Origin of the sequence: Paenalcaligenes hominis, assembly GCF_011927625.1 — a bacterium.
Classification (GTDB): Bacteria; Pseudomonadota; Gammaproteobacteria; order Burkholderiales; family Burkholderiaceae_B; genus Paenalcaligenes; species Paenalcaligenes hominis.
Genome location: NZ_JAATIZ010000003.1, coordinates 220,674 through 240,728, shown reverse-complemented (window position 1 = coordinate 240,728; position 20,055 = coordinate 220,674). Strand labels below are relative to the sequence as shown.

Annotated in this window: 29 protein-coding genes; 3 read left to right on the top strand and 26 right to left on the bottom strand. The window is 48.5% G+C overall.

The window, feature by feature from the left end; translation table 11 throughout:
- Positions 1–179: 179 nt before the first annotated feature.
- Positions 180–875, bottom strand: a complete 696-nt coding sequence (locus GGR41_RS08320) for a c-type cytochrome (RefSeq protein WP_077734056.1) — start codon at positions 873–875, stop codon at positions 180–182.
- 164 nt (positions 876–1,039) lie between these two features.
- On the opposite strand from GGR41_RS08320, the gene yihA reads away from it, so the two are divergent.
- Positions 1,040–1,663 carry a ribosome biogenesis GTP-binding protein YihA/YsxC gene (gene yihA / locus GGR41_RS08315; protein ID WP_167661434.1) on the top strand — a complete coding sequence of 208 codons (624 nt, stop codon included), beginning with the start codon at positions 1,040–1,042 and terminating at the stop codon, positions 1,661–1,663.
- Positions 1,660–2,676, top strand: coding sequence for a porphobilinogen synthase (gene hemB, locus GGR41_RS08310; protein ID WP_167661433.1), 1,017 nt, complete (start codon positions 1,660–1,662; stop codon positions 2,674–2,676). Before yihA ends, hemB begins: the two co-directional genes overlap by 4 nt.
- 60 nt (positions 2,677–2,736) lie before the next feature.
- On the opposite strand, the gene dsbD is transcribed toward hemB, so the two are convergent.
- From dsbD to GGR41_RS08270, 8 genes are read right to left on the bottom strand one after another with little or no spacing between them, the layout of a single operon-like run.
- A complete protein-coding gene (gene dsbD / locus GGR41_RS08305) occupies positions 2,737–4,626 on the bottom strand; it encodes a protein-disulfide reductase DsbD (protein ID WP_167661432.1) in 1,890 nt (629 codons plus the stop codon).
- Between the two features lie 41 nt (positions 4,627–4,667).
- Positions 4,668–5,009, bottom strand: a complete 342-nt coding sequence (gene cutA, locus GGR41_RS08300) for a divalent-cation tolerance protein CutA (protein ID WP_167661431.1) — start codon at positions 5,007–5,009, stop codon at positions 4,668–4,670.
- Positions 5,009–5,653, bottom strand: a complete 645-nt coding sequence (maiA, locus tag GGR41_RS08295; RefSeq protein ID WP_167661430.1) for a maleylacetoacetate isomerase — start codon at positions 5,651–5,653, stop codon at positions 5,009–5,011. Before maiA ends, cutA begins: the two co-directional genes overlap by 1 nt.
- A 29-nt stretch (positions 5,654–5,682) precedes the next feature.
- The gene (locus GGR41_RS08290; protein ID WP_167661429.1) at positions 5,683–7,008 is read right to left on the bottom strand and encodes a TRAP transporter large permease; all 1,326 of its coding nucleotides are present in this window, start codon (positions 7,006–7,008) and stop codon (positions 5,683–5,685) included.
- Positions 7,005–7,538 carry a TRAP transporter small permease gene (locus GGR41_RS08285; protein ID WP_167661428.1) on the bottom strand — a complete coding sequence of 178 codons (534 nt, stop codon included), beginning with the start codon at positions 7,536–7,538 and terminating at the stop codon, positions 7,005–7,007. Before GGR41_RS08285 ends, GGR41_RS08290 begins: the two co-directional genes overlap by 4 nt.
- Positions 7,539–7,551: 13 nt before the next feature.
- A complete protein-coding gene (locus GGR41_RS08280; RefSeq protein ID WP_167661427.1) occupies positions 7,552–8,586 on the bottom strand; it encodes a TRAP transporter substrate-binding protein in 1,035 nt (344 codons plus the stop codon).
- A gap of 33 nt (positions 8,587–8,619) precedes the next feature.
- A complete protein-coding gene (locus GGR41_RS08275) occupies positions 8,620–9,627 on the bottom strand; it encodes a fumarylacetoacetate hydrolase family protein (RefSeq protein ID WP_167661426.1) in 1,008 nt (335 codons plus the stop codon).
- Positions 9,624–10,166, bottom strand: coding sequence for a VOC family protein (locus tag GGR41_RS08270; protein ID WP_077734063.1), 543 nt, complete (start codon positions 10,164–10,166; stop codon positions 9,624–9,626). Before GGR41_RS08270 ends, GGR41_RS08275 begins: the two co-directional genes overlap by 4 nt.
- Positions 10,167–10,316: 150 nt before the next feature.
- On the opposite strand from GGR41_RS08270, the gene GGR41_RS08265 reads away from it, so the two are divergent.
- Positions 10,317–11,216, top strand: coding sequence for a LysR family transcriptional regulator (locus GGR41_RS08265; protein WP_167661425.1), 900 nt, complete (start codon positions 10,317–10,319; stop codon positions 11,214–11,216).
- A gap of 100 nt (positions 11,217–11,316) precedes the next feature.
- Here GGR41_RS08265 and rplQ read toward each other — a convergent pair whose 3' ends face one another.
- The 17 genes from rplQ to rplX form a co-directional block, all read right to left on the bottom strand.
- Positions 11,317–11,697 carry a 50S ribosomal protein L17 gene (rplQ, locus tag GGR41_RS08260; protein WP_167661424.1) on the bottom strand — a complete coding sequence of 127 codons (381 nt, stop codon included), beginning with the start codon at positions 11,695–11,697 and terminating at the stop codon, positions 11,317–11,319.
- A gap of 383 nt (positions 11,698–12,080) precedes the next feature.
- A complete protein-coding gene (locus GGR41_RS08255; RefSeq protein ID WP_149026115.1) occupies positions 12,081–13,067 on the bottom strand; it encodes a DNA-directed RNA polymerase subunit alpha in 987 nt (328 codons plus the stop codon).
- A 138-nt stretch (positions 13,068–13,205) separates the two neighbouring features.
- A complete protein-coding gene (gene rpsD, locus GGR41_RS08250) occupies positions 13,206–13,829 on the bottom strand; it encodes a 30S ribosomal protein S4 (RefSeq protein WP_077734067.1) in 624 nt (207 codons plus the stop codon).
- Positions 13,830–13,840: 11 nt separating this feature from the next.
- The gene (rpsK, locus tag GGR41_RS08245; protein ID WP_077734068.1) at positions 13,841–14,236 is read right to left on the bottom strand and encodes a 30S ribosomal protein S11; all 396 of its coding nucleotides are present in this window, start codon (positions 14,234–14,236) and stop codon (positions 13,841–13,843) included.
- Between the two features lie 14 nt (positions 14,237–14,250).
- Positions 14,251–14,616 carry a 30S ribosomal protein S13 gene (rpsM, locus tag GGR41_RS08240; protein ID WP_077734069.1) on the bottom strand — a complete coding sequence of 122 codons (366 nt, stop codon included), beginning with the start codon at positions 14,614–14,616 and terminating at the stop codon, positions 14,251–14,253.
- A gap of 36 nt (positions 14,617–14,652) precedes the next feature.
- Positions 14,653–14,766, bottom strand: a complete 114-nt coding sequence (gene rpmJ, locus GGR41_RS08235; protein ID WP_003805360.1) for a 50S ribosomal protein L36 — start codon at positions 14,764–14,766, stop codon at positions 14,653–14,655.
- 33 nt (positions 14,767–14,799) lie between these two features.
- The gene (infA, locus tag GGR41_RS08230) at positions 14,800–15,018 is read right to left on the bottom strand and encodes a translation initiation factor IF-1 (protein ID WP_077734070.1); all 219 of its coding nucleotides are present in this window, start codon (positions 15,016–15,018) and stop codon (positions 14,800–14,802) included.
- Positions 15,019–15,024: 6 nt separating this feature from the next.
- Positions 15,025–16,350, bottom strand: coding sequence for a preprotein translocase subunit SecY (secY, locus tag GGR41_RS08225; RefSeq protein ID WP_077734071.1), 1,326 nt, complete (start codon positions 16,348–16,350; stop codon positions 15,025–15,027).
- A gap of 11 nt (positions 16,351–16,361) precedes the next feature.
- The gene (rplO, locus tag GGR41_RS08220; protein WP_077734072.1) at positions 16,362–16,805 is read right to left on the bottom strand and encodes a 50S ribosomal protein L15; all 444 of its coding nucleotides are present in this window, start codon (positions 16,803–16,805) and stop codon (positions 16,362–16,364) included.
- Positions 16,806–16,815: 10 nt separating this feature from the next.
- Positions 16,816–17,001: a 50S ribosomal protein L30 gene (gene rpmD / locus GGR41_RS08215; RefSeq protein WP_077734073.1), complete on the bottom strand. Its 186-nt coding sequence runs from the start codon at positions 16,999–17,001 to the stop codon at positions 16,816–16,818.
- 3 nt (positions 17,002–17,004) lie between these two features.
- The gene (gene rpsE, locus GGR41_RS08210) at positions 17,005–17,526 is read right to left on the bottom strand and encodes a 30S ribosomal protein S5 (protein ID WP_077734074.1); all 522 of its coding nucleotides are present in this window, start codon (positions 17,524–17,526) and stop codon (positions 17,005–17,007) included.
- Between the two features lie 10 nt (positions 17,527–17,536).
- A complete protein-coding gene (rplR, locus tag GGR41_RS08205; protein ID WP_077734075.1) occupies positions 17,537–17,890 on the bottom strand; it encodes a 50S ribosomal protein L18 in 354 nt (117 codons plus the stop codon).
- A 21-nt stretch (positions 17,891–17,911) separates the two neighbouring features.
- A complete protein-coding gene (gene rplF / locus GGR41_RS08200; RefSeq protein WP_077734076.1) occupies positions 17,912–18,445 on the bottom strand; it encodes a 50S ribosomal protein L6 in 534 nt (177 codons plus the stop codon).
- 10 nt (positions 18,446–18,455) lie between these two features.
- Positions 18,456–18,848 (bottom strand): 30S ribosomal protein S8, encoded by a 393-nt coding sequence (rpsH, locus tag GGR41_RS08195; RefSeq protein ID WP_077734077.1) that lies wholly within the window; start codon positions 18,846–18,848, stop codon positions 18,456–18,458.
- Between the two features lie 10 nt (positions 18,849–18,858).
- Entirely contained in the window at positions 18,859–19,164 is a 306-nt protein-coding gene (gene rpsN, locus GGR41_RS08190) for a 30S ribosomal protein S14 (RefSeq protein ID WP_077734078.1), read from the bottom strand.
- 11 nt (positions 19,165–19,175) lie between these two features.
- Entirely contained in the window at positions 19,176–19,715 is a 540-nt protein-coding gene (gene rplE / locus GGR41_RS08185; protein WP_077734079.1) for a 50S ribosomal protein L5, read from the bottom strand.
- An 11-nt stretch (positions 19,716–19,726) separates the two neighbouring features.
- Positions 19,727–20,044 (bottom strand): 50S ribosomal protein L24, encoded by a 318-nt coding sequence (gene rplX, locus GGR41_RS08180; RefSeq protein ID WP_077734080.1) that lies wholly within the window; start codon positions 20,042–20,044, stop codon positions 19,727–19,729.
- Between the last annotated feature and the right edge of the window lie 11 nt (positions 20,045–20,055).

The following is a 20,055-nucleotide window of genomic DNA, read 5'->3' as shown; positions in this document are numbered from 1 at the left end:
CGTTGTTGAGTAATTGGTTCAGTCACGAAATTAACTTCTAAAACAAATGAGGAAGAGGGAACGCTAACCGAGTTAGAAAGCAAGCAGCGACAAAAGTTCCATCCTTCTTAACTTTTACAGACAACAAAGCTCATCTTGCACAAAAAACAAGATGAGCTTGAACCGTTTATGCTGTCGTTTTAACGGAGACCCGCTGCGTAATCAGCTACCGCATCGATGTCTTTATCGTTCATGCGGTCAGCAATTTCGTGCATCATGACTTGGTTATTGCGGTCACCACTGCGGAATAAACGCAATTGCTCGGCAATATAAGAAGGAAACTGTCCGCTAAGACGAGGATACTGACCAGGAATACCAGCACCATTAGGTGCATGACAGGCCGCACAGGCCGCCACACCGCGCTCGGGCAGCCCACCGCGCCAAATTTTCTGGCCACGCTCTAGGCTTTCTAGGTTTGTTGCTGTGGCGGCTTTTTCTAGGTCTAAGTCTTGTTGACTTAGGTAAAAGGCCACGTTACGCATGTCTTCCTCGGTCATACCAGCCGCAATGCTAGCCATAACACTAGGCGCACCGCCTGCCCCTAAACGCGGAGCCGGAACACCTTCTTTACTGGAGTTAAAATCGTGAAGTTGTTTAACGATATACTCAAAAGGCTGATGGGCTAAGTTAGGATTCGCACTCAAGGTACTATTACCGGCTTCGCCGTGGCACGTTACACAGGCCAGTACACCTTTAGACATATTGCCATTAATATAAAGCTGTTCGCCTTTTTGTAAGTCGGGCTTTGCTGCTTCGGCAGCATAAGCGAAATTCAGCACGGAACAACCCGCTATTAGGCTGCTTGTGATAATAAATTTTGATAGCACGCGCTTCATGTAGTCCTCGACAATCGCGATTCAACTGGAATAAGCAATGGAGGCTTATGCCGCCAAACCCGTCGCATTCTACCTAAGCATCTTTTGCTAAGAATACGACGATACAGTATTAAACTCAGTGATTATACAATAGAGCTACAAAATTAAACGGAAATTGCTACACCATGTCTATATTACATCGCGCTCGTTTCACCATTTCAGCAGCGCAACTTTCGCAATTACCCCCATCAGGCCCACCCGAGGTGTGTTTTGTAGGGCGCTCTAACGCGGGAAAATCTTCTGCCATTAATGTGTTAACAAACCAACGACGCTTAGCTTTTTCCAGCAAAACACCTGGCCGCACGCGTTTAATTAACCTATTTGGCATCCCTGACCCACTCGACCAAGACGGTCAGTTAGGGTATTTAGTCGATTTACCCGGCTACGGCTATGCAGCTGTTAATCGCCAAGAAAAACAACAGTGGGATCAGGTGTTAGGCAGTTATTTACGCGAACGCACTTCATTGGCGGGCATTGTGTTGGTCATTGATATACGCCGCGGGTTGACTGATCTTGACCTGCAATTAGCGCACTGGATTGCCCCCACAGGGCGTCCGGTATTGGTATTATTAACTAAAGCCGACAAGTTCGCGTATGGCAAACGCATCCAAGCGGTCGCTGCTGCTCGCAAAGAGCTTAAAGAAATCGGAGCAGTTCATGCATTGCCCTTTTCTGCCACGCACCGTCTCGGTCTCGAAGAGGCCACCCTACACATAGAGAACTGGATTTCTCCACAATTTGTACCATGACAAAATTCCTACCTGACGTTCATTTTCCGCACAGCCGTCCTCGTCGTAATCGTCGCGATGATTTCACTCGTCGCCTGGTTCGTGAAAACTCGGTCAGTGTGAATGACTTTATTTACCCCGTTTTTATTCGTGATGGTAAAAACGTCCAAGAGGCGGTCGATTCCATGCCCGGCGTCAATCGCTACTCGCCCGACACGCTGCTTCCCATAGCCGAAGAGTGTGTAAAACTGGGCATTCCTGTGTTATCTCTGTTTCCGTCTATTGATGCTCAACTGAAATGCCCTAAGGGTCTAGAGGCCGCTAATCCTAACGGTCTGATACCGCGCACGGTGGCTTTGCTCAAAAAAGAATTCCCTGAACTCGGTATTCTTACTGACGTCGCGCTCGACCCCTACACCAGTCACGGCCAAGACGGCATCATTGATGAAAACGGGTATGTGCTGAACGAGCCCACTGTCGAGGTGTTGTGTAAACAAGCTCTCACGCAAGCCCAAGCTGGGGTCGATATTATTGCACCTAGCGACATGATGGACGGCCGCATGGGCGCAATTCGTCGCGTCCTGGATGACAATCAATTTATTGATGCACGCTTGATGGCGTATTCAGCTAAATACGCCAGCGCCTTCTATGGTCCTTTCCGTGACGCCGTTGGCTCAGCCTCTAATTTAGGCAAATCCGACAAAGCCTCGTATCAAATGGATCCGGCCAACCGTCTCGAGGCCTTACGCGAGGTCGCAGCAGACATCCGCGAAGGCGCTGACATGGTAATGGTAAAGCCTGGTATGCCCTACCTTGATGTAGTACGCGAGGTCAAAGACGCTTTTGGTATGCCGACTTTTGCCTATCAGGTCAGTGGCGAATACGCTATGCTTAAAGCCGCTAGTCAAAATGGTTGGCTTGACCACGACAAAGTCATGATGGAAGCCCTGCTTGCTTTTAAACGCGCAGGCGCTGATGGGGTCTTAACCTATTTTGCTATTGACGCCGCAAAATGGCTCAAAGCAAATAGCTAACCCTTTCTACCCATACAAAAAGCCCTGCCTTAAACGCAGGGCTTTTTCGTGGAGGGAGGATTACAACACTTTATCTAGCTCTGCAGCGAAAGCTTCTGCCGGCATAAAACCAACTACCCGAGGGTCGGGCTGCTCTTGGCCTTGCGCATTAAAAAAGATAATACCGGGCGGCCCAAATAAATTAAATCGTTTTAATAGTTCACGATCTGCCGCTGTATTTTGGGTTACGTCTGCCTGTAACAAAAGCATGTGCTCCATCTTTTGGGCCACATCAGGATGAGTAAACGTGAACTGTTCCATTTCTATACAAGACACACACCAGTCCGCATAAAAATCCAGCATAACAGGCCGATCTGTGGTGGCTAATAGCTCGTCAAGCTGCTGCATAGACGTAACTGCCTGAAAGCGTGGCGCTGCCACCGTTGATGTGGTGGTAGCCCCTAGACCAAGTCCGGCTAGCGGTTGGGTTAGGCTACGTCCGCCTGAAGCCACCCCCACAATTAAGGCAATCGCCCATACAGCAACTAATACACCCACCGCTTTAAGAAATTGAGCCAATACGCTGCTGTCACCCCCAAGCGCACGAAACGCACCGAGTAACACGGCGCTCCACATAGCTAATAACGCCCAACCGAGCATGAGTACCCATGTGGGTAGAACAGAGTTCACCATCCACCAGGCTGTCGCTAAAAGTAGGATGCCAAAGGCGTACTTGATGCCATTCATCCACCCCCCTGCTTTAGGAAGCAACACACCAGACGAGGCGCCCACTAGCAACAAGAGCGCTCCAGAACCCCACGCTAAGGCAAACAATGTTGCGCCACCCAGCACCACATCCCCCGTTTGAGAGATGAATAACAATACCCCCGCCAAAGGCGCTGCTACACAAGGGCCTACAATCAGCGCCGATACCATGCCCATCACAAAAACACCCCCATATTTACCACCAGGGATTTTGGCTAAACGTCCTTGTAAGGAGGATTGCCATGTCGAGGGGACTTGGAGGGTGTAGACATCAAACATAGACAAAGCTAAGACAGCTAAGACAATGGCAAATAGACTAAGTACCCACGGCGTTTGCAACCATACGGCTAAGCTGGCGCCCGCTAAGCCTGCCGCTACCCCTAGTGCGGTATACACAAGTGACATGCCGAACACATACACCGCAGCCAATGCTAAGCCACGTTTCCTGGATAACGCAGTCTGTGAGCGTTGGCCTGCAATAATACTAAGCAGAATCGGCACCATGGGCAGCACACATGGAGTGAAAGATAAAAACAACCCAAATACAAACGCCAAAGCCATCATTTGGGGCCAGCTGGCTTGGGCTAAAAACCCGGCAATGCCGGTATCACTGAGCTGCAGCGCATCCGTAAAGCTAACCGACTGGGCGTTGTTTACCTCGATAACATCATCTAATGGGGCAGGCACCGCTGGTTGCACCCATTGCCCTTTGGCCTCGTAGCCATCTGCTACGGGAGTTAACGGCACCGTTTCCGTAATAGGTGAATAGCACAGTCCGGCATCTGCACAGCCTTGGTAAGTGATGTCAAACTGTAAAGGCAAACCGGGAACGCCCTGACCTGCAGGCAAAGGGACACGTAGCGTGACCTGTTGGCGATACACCGCCATGTCCTCACCAAAGGTAGGATCAAAAATAACTTTGGCTGGGGGGTATTGCACTTGATCGTTTGCAATAGGGGTGCCGTTCAGGGCAAAGCTAAAACGCGCCTGGTACATATAATATGCAGGCGCAATCTCGAAAAAAACATCGAGCTCAGTAGGACTAGGCTGGGCCACCTGCAATTGAAACGCTTGCTCGGGTTCAAGGAAGTCGTCTTCAGCATGCGCTGCAGCGGCCCCAAACCACATCAATACTAATACAAAAAACCCAAACACAAGCGCGTAATAGCTGTGTTTGGCTGAGCGAGCGGGATAGGTACCCAACATAGACGATCCTTTGGTTAACAGTGATTAGAACTGAACCAAGGCTACGCTGACGTTTGTTCTTTCACCCACTGAATATACGAGTCTAAGCCTGCAATTGCAGGCAGTACGAGTAGTTCGGGAACATCATACGGATGCAAAGATTTAATACGCTCCATTAGCGCTAGTACCTGCGCACCCGTGGTCTTAAACGTTAAAGGGATCTCTTCAGCCCCCTCGAGCGTGCCTTGCCACATGTATATAGACAAGCTAGGCCGCCCAAGGTTCACACACGCCGCTAAACCTTCTTCGACCACGATGTGAGCGATTCGTTTTGCCAAGGACTCATCTGGAGCATTAGACAAGACCACAACGATTTGTTCATCAGAATACGGTTCAAATTGCATTATTCAGCATCAGGTTGATTAGATGGCTCGGCTTGAATAAAAGCGGGTAATTGCGAGCAAGCCTGTACCGCTTGAGTCACCCGCGGTAAATGGTCGGTGCAGTATCCAAATCGGTGTGCATTAAAGACCTGGGGAATTAAACAGGCATCTGCCAAGGTAGGCACGGTGCCATAACAAAAAACCCCTGATTGATTATACGCCACTAGCTGTTGCTCAAAAGCCTCTAGACCCAATGCTACCCAATGTAAATACCACTCTTTACGCTGTTCGGCCGATAAACCAACGGTATTTTCTAAGTATTTTAAAATGCGTAGGTTATTGATTGGATGAATATCACATGCAATGTCATAAGCCAAGCCACGAATATGAGCACGCGCTACGTTATCGCCTGGTAAAACAGACACTTGCGGATACGTTTCCTCTAGGTACTCAATAATGGCTAAGGACTGTTTTAACGTGACCTCGCCGTCTTTAAACGCTGGAACTAAACCTGCAGGGTTCACCGTCTTGTACTCAGCACTGTGTTGCTGGCCGCCATCCTGTAGCAGGTGTACAGGAACGGCTTCCCAATCCAGCCCTTTTAAGCCTAAAACAATACGAACACGATAAGCGGCTGAACTACGAAAGTAGGTGTATAACTGCATTCTGTTTCCTTTAGTAAATCGGTGGGTTTTTAGTAGCCAAGCCAGTGCACAAGCCAAAGAGTTAAGCCAGGAAAGAACACCAGCAACACCACACGCAATAAATCAGAACCTAAAAAGGGCAATACCCCCTTAAAGGTTTCGCTCATGGGTATGTCTTTAGCTAGACTATTAATAATAAAAACGTTCATGCCCACAGGTGGCGTAATTAAACCTATTTCAACGACCATGAGCGCTAATATCCCAAACCAGACGGCCTTATCGGTGTATTCCAACCCCCAAAAGTCCAGGCCCATAATAATGGGAAAGAAAATAGGAATGGTCAGCAAAATCATTGATAAGCTATCCATAACGCAACCTAAAACCACATAGGTGATGATCATAGCCGCTAAAATCGCCAACGGCGGCCAGCCACTTGTTAAGGCTAATTCAGCAAGTAATTGCGAGATTTGAGATAAAGCCAAAAAAGAATTCAGCACGTCCGCCCCGATCAAAATCAGAAAGATCATCGCGGTGGATTCCATTGCGCCAAGCACTGCTGTAATAAACCCATTTAAGCTGAGCTCTTTTAAGATGAGCGCTACACCAAGCGTTGCCAGCACCCCTATCGCAGCCGCCTCGGTTGGCGTAAACACACCGCCATAAATACCGCCTACCACCACTACAAAGACCGCTAAGATAGGCCAAACCTGACCAAGCGCGTGCCAACGTACGCGCCAAGGCTGGCGTACCGAGGCTGGCCCACTGCCTGGTTTGAGTCGTACTACCAAGGCAATAGCAATTAAATAGCCAAGTACCGCAATCACACCTGGCACAAATGCGGCAATGAACATTACCGCCACATTTTGCTCAGCCAAAATAGCGTAGATGACCAGTGCTACCGAAGGGGGAATAAGCACACCCAATGTGCCCCCTGCCGCTAAGGTTCCTGTTGCTAAGGAAGATGAATAATTATGTTTACGCAGCTCAGGCAGCGCCACACGACCCATTGTGGCTGCCGTCGCTAACGATGAGCCACAGATGGCGCCAAAGCCTGCACAGGCCCCAATAGCGCTCATGGCTAGACCGCCTTTGTAATGGCCCAAAAAGGTGCTGGTTGCATGGAAAAGACGCTGTGAAAGCCCACCATGCGAGGCAATATTACCCATGAGTAAAAACAAAGGCACCACAGACAGGTCGTAGCTAGAAAACCGAGCATAGGCTAGGCTTTTAAAGGTGCTAAGCAGAGGCGTCCAACCTGACAGCAGCACGTAGCCCAACGAGCCTGCAACCAACATCGCAATGCCAATATGCACACGTAAAGCCAACAGCCCTATCGCCAGGGCACCCACCACAAAACCTAAAAGCTCGCTGCTCATGCTGACCCCTTTGGCGGGTGGATTAATCGCCCTGCCGTATACAGCGAAGTTAAACTCAAGAGAAAAAACCCGGGCCCAAGCATTAAAAAGGACCACCACAAGGGCCAAGCTAGGATCATACTGCTTTCCCCATAGTGGTAAGACTCGATGCCGCCCACCACGCTGCGCCACCCTAGAACAGCGGCACATACAGCAAGTAATAAGGCGGCCCCTATATCTAAGCCACGTTTGATGGCAGGGGGTGCCTTCAGTGTAAAAAAGTCGACAATAATGTGCGCATTGCGCATTTGCGCATACGGTAAACAGGCTGCAATGCTAAGTGCCGCGCCCATCTGCACTAACTCGACGTCGCCCAACACCGGCTCAGAAAAAAGCCAACGTCCAAGCACGCTGTAGGCAGATAATGCACACACCATAAACAAAATAGCAGCGCCGACTAATGCTAGACCTACTGATACCGCATACAGAAAGCGACCCAGCAGGTCTGTGGGTTTAGCCCAAGCACTGGCTTCCAATTCGCTTTCTGCCATGATCTAGGCCTAGTTAGTTTGTAGTATGTTTAGCAATTAACGACTTGGCAGTATCCAGCATTTCTTGCCCGTTATGCCCTTTTTTGTTCATGTCTTTCACCCAGTCCTCGGCGACTTTGTCTCCTACGGCAATCCATTCGGCCATTTGGTCAGCAGGGATGGCATAAAACGTGTTTTGCCGATCTTCGGCTTGTTTGCGAGCAGGGCCTACGGACTCATCCCATTGCTTGCCGATGAATGCGGAAAAATCAGCACCGCTATTGTCGTCAATGACTTTTTGTAAGTCTGCAGGCAAGCTGTTGTAACGATCCTTGTTCATTGCAATCGTAAACAAGGTGGTATAGAACGCTGGCGCCTCTGGGCTCATTTCCGTGTGGTATTTGGTTAGCTCGTGCAAGCGCATGGTTGGCACGACCTCCCAAGGCAAGACATAGCCATCGACCACGCCTTTAGATAAAGCATCGGCCATTTGAGGCAGCGGAATAGAAACAGGTGTGGCACCCAATTTAGCTAGCATGAGGTTAGTTTGACGTGTTGGCGCACGCATTTTTAACCCTCGCATGTCTGCTATTTTTTTAATTTCACGTTTATTGTTGTGAATAATTCCAGCATCGTGCACATTAAACGCTAACGGCTTTACCGAAGAAAACTCATCTTGGGCATAGCGTTCGTAATATTCCCATAAAGCACGACTGGCGCCTTCGGCTTGACGCGTCATAAAGGGTAATTCAAACGCTTCAATAATAGGGAAGCGGCCTGCCGTATAACCCGGCAAGGTCCAGACAATATCAGCGACTCCGTCAGCCGCCTGCTGCATAAGCTGTTGAGGTGAACCCCCTAACTGCATGGCCGGATATATCTGACATGTCAAACGGTCGTTAGACTGCTGAGCAAGCTTGGCACACCAAGGCTCTAAAACCTTTTGTTGACTCAATGCACTCGATGGCCAAAAATGCGCGACTTTTAATACGTATTTATCTGTCTCTGCGGCATGGGCTGTAAACGCTGCTGTGGCGCATGCTAGAGCGAGTATCGTTTTTTTAATCATGTCTCCACCACCCTATAAATAAACGTAGGTAGCCTACGGTTTAAACAACTTTATTTTATTTTCAATTACCCCAAAAACGCTTGCACCACTTTTGTCTTTCATTTCTATGCGAATCACATCGCCTGGCTGCATAAATGGCGTTACGGGCTTGCCTTGCTCGATGGTTTCGTACATACGCACCTCGGCCAAGCAGCAATACCCCACCCCACCGTTTTCAATGGATGAGCCCCACAAGTTGCCTTGTTTATTTGAAACCGTACCCGAGCCAACAATGGTGCCTGCACACACGGTACGGGTTTTTGCTACGTGAGCCACCAGCTGCGCAAAGTTAAACGTCATGTCTACCCCGGCATTGGGCTTACCAAAGGGTTTGTGGTTTAAATCGACCAATAAAGGCAAATGGACTTTGTGATCTTGCCATGTATCGCCTAGCTCATCCGGTGTGACGGCAACGGGGCTAAACGCACTGGCTGGTTTACTTTGTAGAAAACCAAACCCTTTGCCCAGTTCGGCTGGAATCAAACCACGCATGCTAACGTCGTTTACCAACATAACTAAGCGAATGGCTTTGCCTGCTTGCTCTACGGTTGCGCCCAACGGCAAGTCGCCCGTAATGACCGCCACCTCTGCCTCGAAGTCGATACCCCACGCGGGATCCGCCACCACATCGTCAGTTGGCGCAATAAAGCAATCTGACGCCCCTTGGTACATAAGCGGGTCGTGATAGAAAGACTCGGGTACCTCGGCATTACGTGCTTTACGGACCAGCTCTACGTGGTTAATGTAGGCCGACCCATCTACCCATTGATAGGCGCGGGGCAAAGGAGAATGAAATAGGTTTACATCAAAGACTTGCGTGTCGTCGGCTGACGCGTTGATTTTTTCATATTCGGCTTTGAGCTGCGGCTCGCACTGTTCCCAATTGTCTAAGGCGTATTGCATGGTTGGGGCAATGTCTGCCACCACCTTAAAACGGGTTAAATCGCGGCTGACAACCACCAAGCTGCCATCACGGCCTTGTTTTAAGCTGGCTAATTTCATTTAAACATCTCCTTGTAGCTACCATCGTGCAGCCACGCTGCATGGGTAGGTGCTCGTTTAGTTTGACTCCATTCCTCGAGCATGGCCCACTTCACTTCGTCTAGCGCTTTATCCATACCCGGTAAAGGCGTGTTTACGGCTAACTCTAAGCGATGCCCATTTGGATCGAAGAAATAAATTGACTGAAACAGCGCATGATCGGTTGGCCCTAATACCTCGACCCCATTTGCGGTAAGACGCTCTTTAGCAGCGAGTAGCGTTTCCATGGAGTCAACCTGCAAGGCTAAGTGTTGCGTCCATTTAGGGGTGTTTTCATCACGCCCCATTTCAGGTTGATTAGGTAGCTCGAAAAAAGCCAGGACATTGCCCATGCCTGCATCCAAGAATATATGCATATACGGATCGAATTCCCCGGTAGAAGGCACATGGTCTTCGGCAATGGCTAAGACCAATTTCATATCGAGGTTTTTTTCGTACCATTTAGCTGTAGCGTACGCATCTTTGCAGCGATATGCCACGTGATGAATTTTACTAATCATGGCAGCTGTCTCCTTGCTGAGTGTCGCAAAGCGGACAATCGCTGCGACAAATTAGAACGAATCATCCCATTACAAACCAAAACCATCTATTATTCAAATTGATTTTTTCGTTTAATTTATTAATTAAATTAATAAATGAAGGGGCGCAGGATGAAAATACGGTTACGACAGTTACGTGCTTTTGTAGAGCTAGCGAAAACGCAAAGTTTTACCCAAGCCGCACAGAATCTGTTTATTACCCAGTCTGCATTAAGCAGCTTAATTAAACAAATGGAGTTAAACCTTGGGCTACAACTGTTTGACCGCAGCACACGCAACGTGAAGTTATCCGATGTGGGCCAAGACCTGTATCCCTATATTGATCAGATTTTAATTGACTTAAGCAACGTGCTTGACGAAGCCGCCAACTTAAAAGCGCTTAAAAAAGGAACGGTGCGTATCGCTGCCCCACAACTGCTTGCTTGTACTATTTTGCCTGAATGTATTGCAGAATTTCAGCAGAGTTATCCCGATATCCACGTGCAACTTATTGATTGTGGTGTAGAACAAGTGGAAACCAAAGTGCTGTCAAATGAAGTGGATTTAGGGATCAGCCCAGAGCGTGATCACCATGCTGACATCGAGACCACTCTTTTATTTGAGAGTGCATTTTGTGTGGTTAGCCCAAAAAACTCTTCTTTCGATCACTCTCAGCCCATCACCTGGCAATGCTTAGAGAATCAGCCTCTGATTCTCTTGCAAGGTCAGTTTACAAAGCGACTTTCTGGTGATTTAGACAGCACAGAGTTTGGCCCCGAGTTTCATTTACGTCCTACAGCTCAAGTTAACTTTATGTCTACGGCATTAAGTATGGTGAACTCAGGGCTAGGCTTTACTATTTGTTTACCCTATGCACGGTCTTTAGTTGATGTTTACGGTTTAACTATGCAAGAGCTTAGCCCCGCGGTGTATCGACGTTTTTATACCTATGAACGACACGGACGCACCTTGGCCCCCGCCGTTGAGCAGTTCAAGCAGCATTTAATGCAAGCGCTTTCCGCCCTACATTAATTAGGCCCACTAGGCCTCTGCAATAACTCATCCTAGTTGGCTTTATGCAGAATAAAAAAACCACCGCCTAGGCAGTGGTTTTTTATGCAGACGGCGAGAGTTACTCGGCAGCTTGTTCTGTCTCTGTGCGCTCTACGAGTTCCATGTAGGCCATAGGAGCGTTGTCACCTTGACGGAAACCCATTTTTAGAACGCGAGTGTAACCACCATTGCGCTCTTTGAAACGTGGGCCAATTACGTCGAACAATTTCGTTACGGCATCACGATCGCGTAGACGAGCAAAAGCAAGACGACGATTAGCAACGGTTGGCTCTTTGGCTAAAGTGATCAAAGGCTCGATAACACGACGTAGCTCTTTGGCTTTAGGCAATGTGGTTTTGATGGCTTCGTGCTCAATCAAAGACACAGACATATTGCGGAACATAGCCAAACGATGGCTGCTGGTACGATTTAGTTTACGTAAACCACTACGATGACGCATGATTTTTTCCTAATAAATAAAAATGAATCTTAGTTGTGCGACAACTGCATATCGCACCCACCTAGGCTCTTCTATCAGCATTGCTGCGGGCCAATCGGCGGCAAAAGACAAAAAATTATACCAGAATTTCTGGCAAAACCACTAGTTATTAGTGGTGATAAGCGTTGTACAAAACCGAATCGGGAACAGACTTCCTAATTGTGTTTTTTGTCAACGCTGTCTCACTAGGCAGTGCTCGCTCTCTTCGTTCACTCCGCGCTGAATCGTTCGACAGCGTTGAGAAAAACACAAAAAAGCGATGCACTACCCAACTTCTTCGCTCTGAAAAATAAAACAGAGCACACAGGTCCATAGATAGGCTGATTGCAGCCAGCCTACCAGGATTATGGACGCTCTAAACCAAGAGGCGGCCAGTTTTCTAGCTTCATACCTAGCGTCAAGCCGCGTGCAGCCAATACCTCTTTGATTTCATTGAGGGATTTACGACCCAAGTTAGGAGTTTTAAGCAATTCGTTTTCTGTGCGCTGAATGAGATCGCCAATGTAGTAAATATTTTCGGCTTTCAAGCAGTTAGCAGAGCGAACTGTTAGCTCTAGATCGTCTACTGGACGCAATAGAACTGGATCAATTTGCGGCGCAGCACGTTCGGTGGTCTCGAAGGTGTCTTCTTCGTTTTCTAACGCAGCAAACACAGAGATTTGATCCATTAGAATACGTGCGGCTTGGCGCACAGCTTCTTCGGGAGTCAAAACGCCATTGGTTTCAATATCTAGAACCAATTTATCCAAGTCAGTGCGTTGTTCTACACGTGCGTTTTCTACGGCATAGCTAACGCGACGTACAGGACTGAAAGAGGCATCAAGAATAATACGACCGATGGTGTGCTGACGATCATCAGACAAAGCACGAACGTTACCCGGTACATAACCACGACCTTGTTCGACTTTAATTTGCATTTCTAGCTTGCCGTCTTCGGTTAGTGTGGCCAAGTGGTGATCGGGGTTAACGATTTCCACATCATGAGGCAACTCGATATCACGAGCAAACACTTCACCGGCGCCGGTTTTGTTTACCGTCAGGTTAACTTCTTCACGGCCATGCAGTTTAAAAATTACGCCTTTTAGGTTGAGCATGATGTCAACTACGTCTTCACGCACACCGGAAATAGTGGAGTACTCGTGTACCACACCCGTAATTTGTACTTCGGTAGGCGCATAACCTGTCATGGAGGACAAAAGAATGCGACGCAATGCGTTCCCTAGTGTGTGACCATAACCGCGCTCGAAAGGCTCCATAACGACCTTAGCATGGTTTTTAGTGATGGCCTCGACTTCAATGGAACGTGGCTTTAGAAAGGCTTGAGACATGATTTTTCCTTTTCAATACCCTCGGCTCGTTACACCGATAAGGCTGATGGAATAAGACAACAATAGAAATACAACATGGTCCACTCTCGGTTGAAAGTGGACCATGTGTGTTTTAACCAGTACTGGATGAGTACGTGTTAATTAGCGTGAGTACAACTCAACAACTAAGGATTCGTTCACATCACGGGCCACGTCTGCGCGATCCGGGACTTGTTTGAACACACCGCTTAGTTTGCTGGCGTCGACTTCAACCCACTGTGGTACACCAACGCTAGAAGCGAGGTCTAGGGCTTCTTTAATGCGAAGCTGACCACGTGCTTTTTCACGGATGGCAACCACATCACCAGGCTTAACAGCCATGGAGGCGATGTCGGCAGTGCGACCATTGATTTCAATTGCGCGGTGAGTTACCAACTGACGTGCTTCAGCACGTGTGGAACCAAAACCCATGCGGTAAACCACGTTGTCTAGACGTGATTCTAGCAATTGAATCAATAGTTCACCGGTATTACCACGACGGCGCTCAGCCTCTTCGAAGTAACGACGGAATTGTTTTTCTAGTACACCGTACATACGTTTGAGTTTTTGCTTTTCGCGTAACTGCAAACCGTAGTCAGATGTACGAGCACCTGAAGTACGACCGTGCTGACCTGGACGTGAATCCAATTTACATTTGGAGTCCAAGGAGCGACGAGCGCTTTTCAAGAATAGATCAGTACCCTCACGACGTGAGAGTTTACATTTAGGTCCAATATAACGAGCCACTTATCTTCCCCTTAGATGCGACGACGCTTGGGAGGACGGCAGCCGTTATGTGGGATCGGCGTAATGTCTGCAATACTGGTAATTTTGATACCTAATGCATTCAACGCGCGAACCGACGAATCACGGCCAGGGCCAGGGCCCTTGATGCGAACTTCCAAGTTTTTAATACCGTATTCCATTGCAGTACGGCCAGCTTGTTCAGCAGCCACCTGTGCAGCAAACGGTGTGGATTTACGCGAGCCTTTAAAGCCTGCGCCACCCGATGTCGCCCAAGACAACGTGTTGCCTTGACGATCGGTGATAGTGATGATTGTGTTGTTAAAGGTCGCCTGAACGTGCGCAATGCCGTCGGAGACGCTCTTTCTGATTCTCTTACGAGCGCGCGATGCGCCAGAAGCTTTAGCCATCTTCTATTCCTCGATTATTTCTTCAGAGATTGCGCTGCGCGACGTGGTCCCTTACGGGTACGTGCGTTAGTGCGTGTACGCTGACCGCGCACAGGCAGTCCGCGACGGTGGCGCATCCCACGATAACAGCCCAAGTCGATCAAACGTTTGATTGACAGTTGGACTTCACGACGTAAATCGCCTTCAACGTTAAATTGCGAAATCTGTTCGCGAATTACTTCAAGTTCGGCGTCGGTAAGATCTTTGATCTTTTTGGAGTATTCAATGCCCGCACCGTCACAAATTTGACGAGCGCGAGTACGACCGATACCGAAAATCGCGGTTAGACCGATTTCGGCGTGTTGATGCGGCGGAATGTTAATGCCAGCAATACGGGCCATGGTTGTTCCTTGTTAAATCGGTTGCGTTTCGGCGTATCAGCCTTGACGCTGCTTGTGACGGGGATCAGTGCAGATTACACGTACCACGCCATGACGTTTAATGATTTTGCAGTTGCGGCAAATCCGCTTAACTGATGCCATTACCTTCATGGTTGACTCCTAGTTTTCTTAAACCGGCCGCTATTATTTAGAGCGGAATACAATTCTAGCTCGGCTAAGATCATAGGGCGTGAGCTCCACTGTGACCTTGTCGCCCGGCAGAATCCGGATGTAATGCATACGCATCTTGCCCGAAACGTAGCCTAACACCATATGGCCATTTTCTAGCTTGATACGAAAAGTTGCGTTAGGGAGGTTTTCTACAACCTCACCTTGCATTTGTATAACGTCGTCCTTTGCCATTTTCTTTTATCGCATAGGCAAACCCGTGCCTTTAAAGTTAGCCTTTTTAAGCAACGAGTCATATTGTTGAGACATCACGTAAGCCTGAGCTTGTGACATGAAGTCCATCGTAACTACAACAATAATTAGCAAGGAAGTACCACCAAAATAGAACGGTACATTCCAGCGCATCTGCAGAAACTCCGGAACCAAACACACTATAGTGATGTAGATAGAACCTGCTAATGTTAAGCGAGATAAGATCCGATCAATATAGCGAGCTGTTTGCTCTCCGGGACGTATACCAGGTACAAATGCACCGCTTTTTTTCAAGTTGTCTGCTGTTTCACGGCTATTGAAAACCAATGCGGTGTAGAAAAAACAGAACAATATAATCAAAGCTGAAAACAGCGTGATGTACAAAGGCTGACGAGGTGAAAGCGCAGCTTCCAAATCACGTAACCAGCCCAGACCCGGTGTAGTGGAGAACCAACTGGCAATTGTTGCTGGAAGCAAAATAATTGAGGAGGCGAAGATTGGAGGAATCACCCCTGCCATATTAAGCTTCAGCGGCAAATGCGAGCTTTGTCCGCCATAAATACGGTTACCTACCTGACGTTTCGCGTAGTTGACCGTGATACGACGCTGTCCACGCTCGACAAATACAACAAAGTACGTTACTGCAGCGACTAGTAAAATAATGAACAATGCAGAAATGATCGACATTGAATCAGTACGTACTAGATCTAACAAGCCGCCTAAAGCGCTTGGTAGCCCTGCAACAATCCCAGCAAAAATAATGATGGAAATACCGTTGCCTATACCACGTTCAGTGATTTGTTCACCTAGCCACATTAGGAACATTGTTCCAGTAACTAGTGTCACCACTGTAGTGAATCGGAATAACATACCGGGATCAATGACGAGCCCTGGTTGGGATTCCAATGCAACTGAGATTCCAACAGCTTGGAATAGTGCAAGAAACACTGTGCCATAACGAGTGTATTGGGTGATCTTACGACGACCCGCTTCACCTTCTTTCTTGATTGCCTCGAGCGTAGGCACAACCACCGACATTAACTGCATAATAATAGAGGCAGAAATGTAGGGCATGATCCCCAATGCAAACACGGAGAATCGTTGCAACGCACCACCGGAGAACATGTTGAACAAACCAAGAATACCACCCTGGTTTTGTTGGAACAGTTCAGACAGTGCGTCTGGATTGATCCCTGGGACGGGAATGTGTGTACCCAAGCGGTAAACAACCAGCGCGAGCAGCAGGAATACGATACGCCGCTTTAAATCAGCGTAACCTGAACCTGTCTTACCCTTTGCCTGTGCTTTAGCCACCGTGACCCCTTTTATTCAGCCAAAGACCCGCCAGCGGCTTCAATAGCAGCACGGGCACCAGCTGTTGCACGCAAGCCTTTCAATACGACTTTACGAGACAGCTCGCCGGATTTAATGACTTTTGCGTAACGCACGAGCTGACCAACTACGCCAGCCTGCTTTAATACGTTCACATCGATTTCTTCAACGTCTAGACGCTGTAAGTCGGATAAACGTACTTCGGCGTGCAAGTGACCACCAGGAGCGGTAAAACCACGCTTAGGTAGACGACGCTGCAAAGGCATTTGACCGCCTTCAAAGCCAACTTTGTGGTAACCACCAGAACGAGATTTCTGACCTTTGTGACCACGACCTGCTGTTTTGCCGTAACCGGAGCCCGAACCGCGACCAACGCGGCGAGCAGCGTGTTTAGCGCCAGCTGCAGGTTGTAAGGTGTTTAATTGCAATTGCGACATGCCGATTCCTTTAGGCTTCCGATACGGTGACGAGATAATCCACTTTACGGATCATGCCACGTACTTCGGGAGTGTCAACCAGAACGCGGCTGCTGTTAACACGGCGTAGACCTAAACCACGAATAGTATCGCGGTGGTCTTGCTTAGTACCGATAACAGAGCGCACGAGTGTTACCTTGATTTGCTTCTGTGCCATGATTTACCCCAGAATTTCTTCAACTGTTTTGCCACGTTTAGCAGCAATTTCAGCCGGTGTGGAGCAAGCACGCAAACCGTTTAACGTTGCGCGAACCATGTTGTACGGGTTGCTGGAGCCTAAGCTCTTTGCTACGACGTTACGTACACCCATTACTTCGAAAATAGCACGCATTGGACCACCGGCGATAACACCAGTACCTTCTGCTGCTGGGGAGATAAGAACAGTGGATGCACCGTGCTTACCAACTACGGAGTGATGTAATGTACCGTCTTTCAGAGCGACTTGGAATAGACCACGACGGGCTTGTTCCATGGCTTTCTGTACAGCAACGGGTACCTCACGGGCTTTACCTTTGCCCATACCAATTCGGCCATCACCGTCGCCTACTACTGCTAGTGCAGCGAAGCTCATGGTGCGACCACCCTTGACGACTTTACTGACGCGGTTAACCGCGATCATTTTTTCACGCAGGCCGTCATCGCGCTCTTGTTCGGCATTTTGTCTGCCTTGTGCTTTAGCCATTTGACATTCCTTAGAACTTCAAGCCGGCTTCACGCGCGGCATCAGCCAACGCTTTCACGCGGCCATGATAACGGAAGCCCGAACGATCGAAAGCGACTGTTTCGATTCCAGCAGCTTTGGCTTTCTCGGCAACACGTTTGCCGATAATCGTCGCTGCAGCAACGTTGCCACCATTGGCCAACTCTTTGCGCACTTCGGGTTCCACCGAGGAGGCGCTGACCAAAACGCGGTCGCCTTCGGGCGAGATGATGTTGGCGTAAATGTGCAGATTGGTGCGGTGTACCGCCAGGCGATGTACGCGTAACTCGGCAATTTTCTTGCGAGTTGCCACTGCACGACGCAAACGAGATTGTTTCTTGTCCATAATTCGTCCTTGCCTGTGCGATTATTTCTTCTTGGTTTCTTTCAAGGCCACGTGCTCTTCGGCGTAACGCACACCCTTGCCTTTGTAAGGCTCTGGGCGACGGTAAGCGCGAATCTCAGCAGCACACTGACCTACTACCTGTTTGTCTGCACCAGTCAACAGAATTTCTGTTGGGGTTGGGCATTCGGCAGTAACACCAGCGGGCAACTCGTGCACGATGTCATGAGAAAAACCAAGTTGAAGCTTGATAGCATTACCTTGTACTTGAGCACGGAAACCCACACCAACTAATAATAGTTTGCGCGTGAAGCCAGTGCTAACGCCAGTTACCATGTTGTTCACTAAAGAACGTACGGTACCAGACATCGCATTAGCGTGACGGGTTTCATTGGCTGCAACAAAGGTCAATTGACCATCGTTAAGCTCGATAGTTACATCGCCAGTCAAAGGCTGCACTAAAGTACCACGGGGGCCTTTAACAGTGATTTGATCTTCAGCGATGGTTGTTTCAACGCCATTTGGCAATGCGACGGGGTATTTAGCAATACGTGACATTGTGTTCTCCTTATGCCACGTAGCAGAGGACTTCGCCGCCCACGCCAGCAGCACGTGCTTTACGATCTGTCATAACACCGCGTGAGGTGGATACGATCGCTACGCCCAAGCCGTTCATGACTTGAGGAATGCTGTTGCTACCTTTGTAGATGCGTAGACCAGGACGGGACACGCGATCGATACGCTCGATTACGGGTTGTCCAGCGTAATATTTTAAAGTGATTTCGAGTTCTGGCTTTTTATCGCCGGACACTTGGAAATCTTCGATATAGCCTTCGTCTTTTAGCACAGCTGCAATCGCAGCTTTTAGCTTCGAGGAGGGCATGGATACCGACTTTTTGCTGACCATTTGTGCGTTACGAACGCGGGTCAACATGTCAGCGATTGGATCGCTCATGCTCATGTTTTTTCTCCTACCAGCTAGCCTTGGTCATACCGGGAATCTCGCCTGCTAGGGCCATTTCACGGATCTTATGACGAGTTAAACCGAATTGTTTGTATACACCGCGAGAACGCCCTGTAACAACGCAGCGATTACGCAAACGTGTTGGATTGGCATTACGTGGAAGTTTTTGTAGTTCCAAGCGTGCCTGATAACGTTCTTCGTCGGACTTAGACTGGTCGTCAATGATTGCTTTTAGCGCAGTACGCTTAGCAGCAAATTTTTCGACTAGTTTTGCGCGTTTGATATCGCGATTGATGAGTGATAATTTTGCCACGTCATCGCCCCTTAGTTACGGAACGGGAAGCTGAACGCATTCAATAGCGCTTTGGCTTCTTCGTCGGTCTTGGCAGAAGTGGTAATACTGATGTTCAAACCACGAACTGCATCAATTTTGTCGTATTCAATCTCAGGGAAAATGATTTGCTCTTTTACGCCTAAGTTGAAGTTGCCGTGGCCGTCAAACGCACGAGCAGGTACACCGCGGAAGTCACGAACGCGTGGGAGAGCCACAGCGATGAGACGATCCAAAAACTCGTACATACGGCGACCACGCAATGTGACTTTACAGCCAATTGGGTAGTCTTCACGGATTTTAAAACCCGCAATCGCTTTGCGTGTTTTAGTAATAATAGGTTTTTGACCTGCGATTTTCGCCATGTCTTCAGTCGCGTGATCGATAACTTTACGATCTGCTACTGCCTCGGATACACCCATGTTCAAAGTGATCTTGGTGATGCGAGGTACTTGCATGATGCTTTCGTAGCCGAATTCTTTTTGTAATTCTGCTACAACTTTATCGCGGTAGAATTCTTGTAAACGTGCCATGATTTCGTCCCTTATGCCTTAGCGCCCACAACTTTGCCGTTGGAGCGATATACACGCACTTTGCGACCGTCAACAACGCTAAAACCAACGCGATCAGCTTTATCGGTTTCTGGGTTAATCAAAGCTATGTTAGAGATGTGAATAGGCATGGTTTTGTCTACGATGCCACCTTGTACACCAGCCATAGGGTTTGGACGCACGTGTTTTTTAACAACATTGATGCCTTCAACCACAACGCGGTCGCCATCTACGTTTAACACGGTGCCACGGCGAGTTTTATCGCGACCGGCTAGCACAATGACTTCGTCGCCTTTACGGATTTTTTGCATATCCTAGGCTC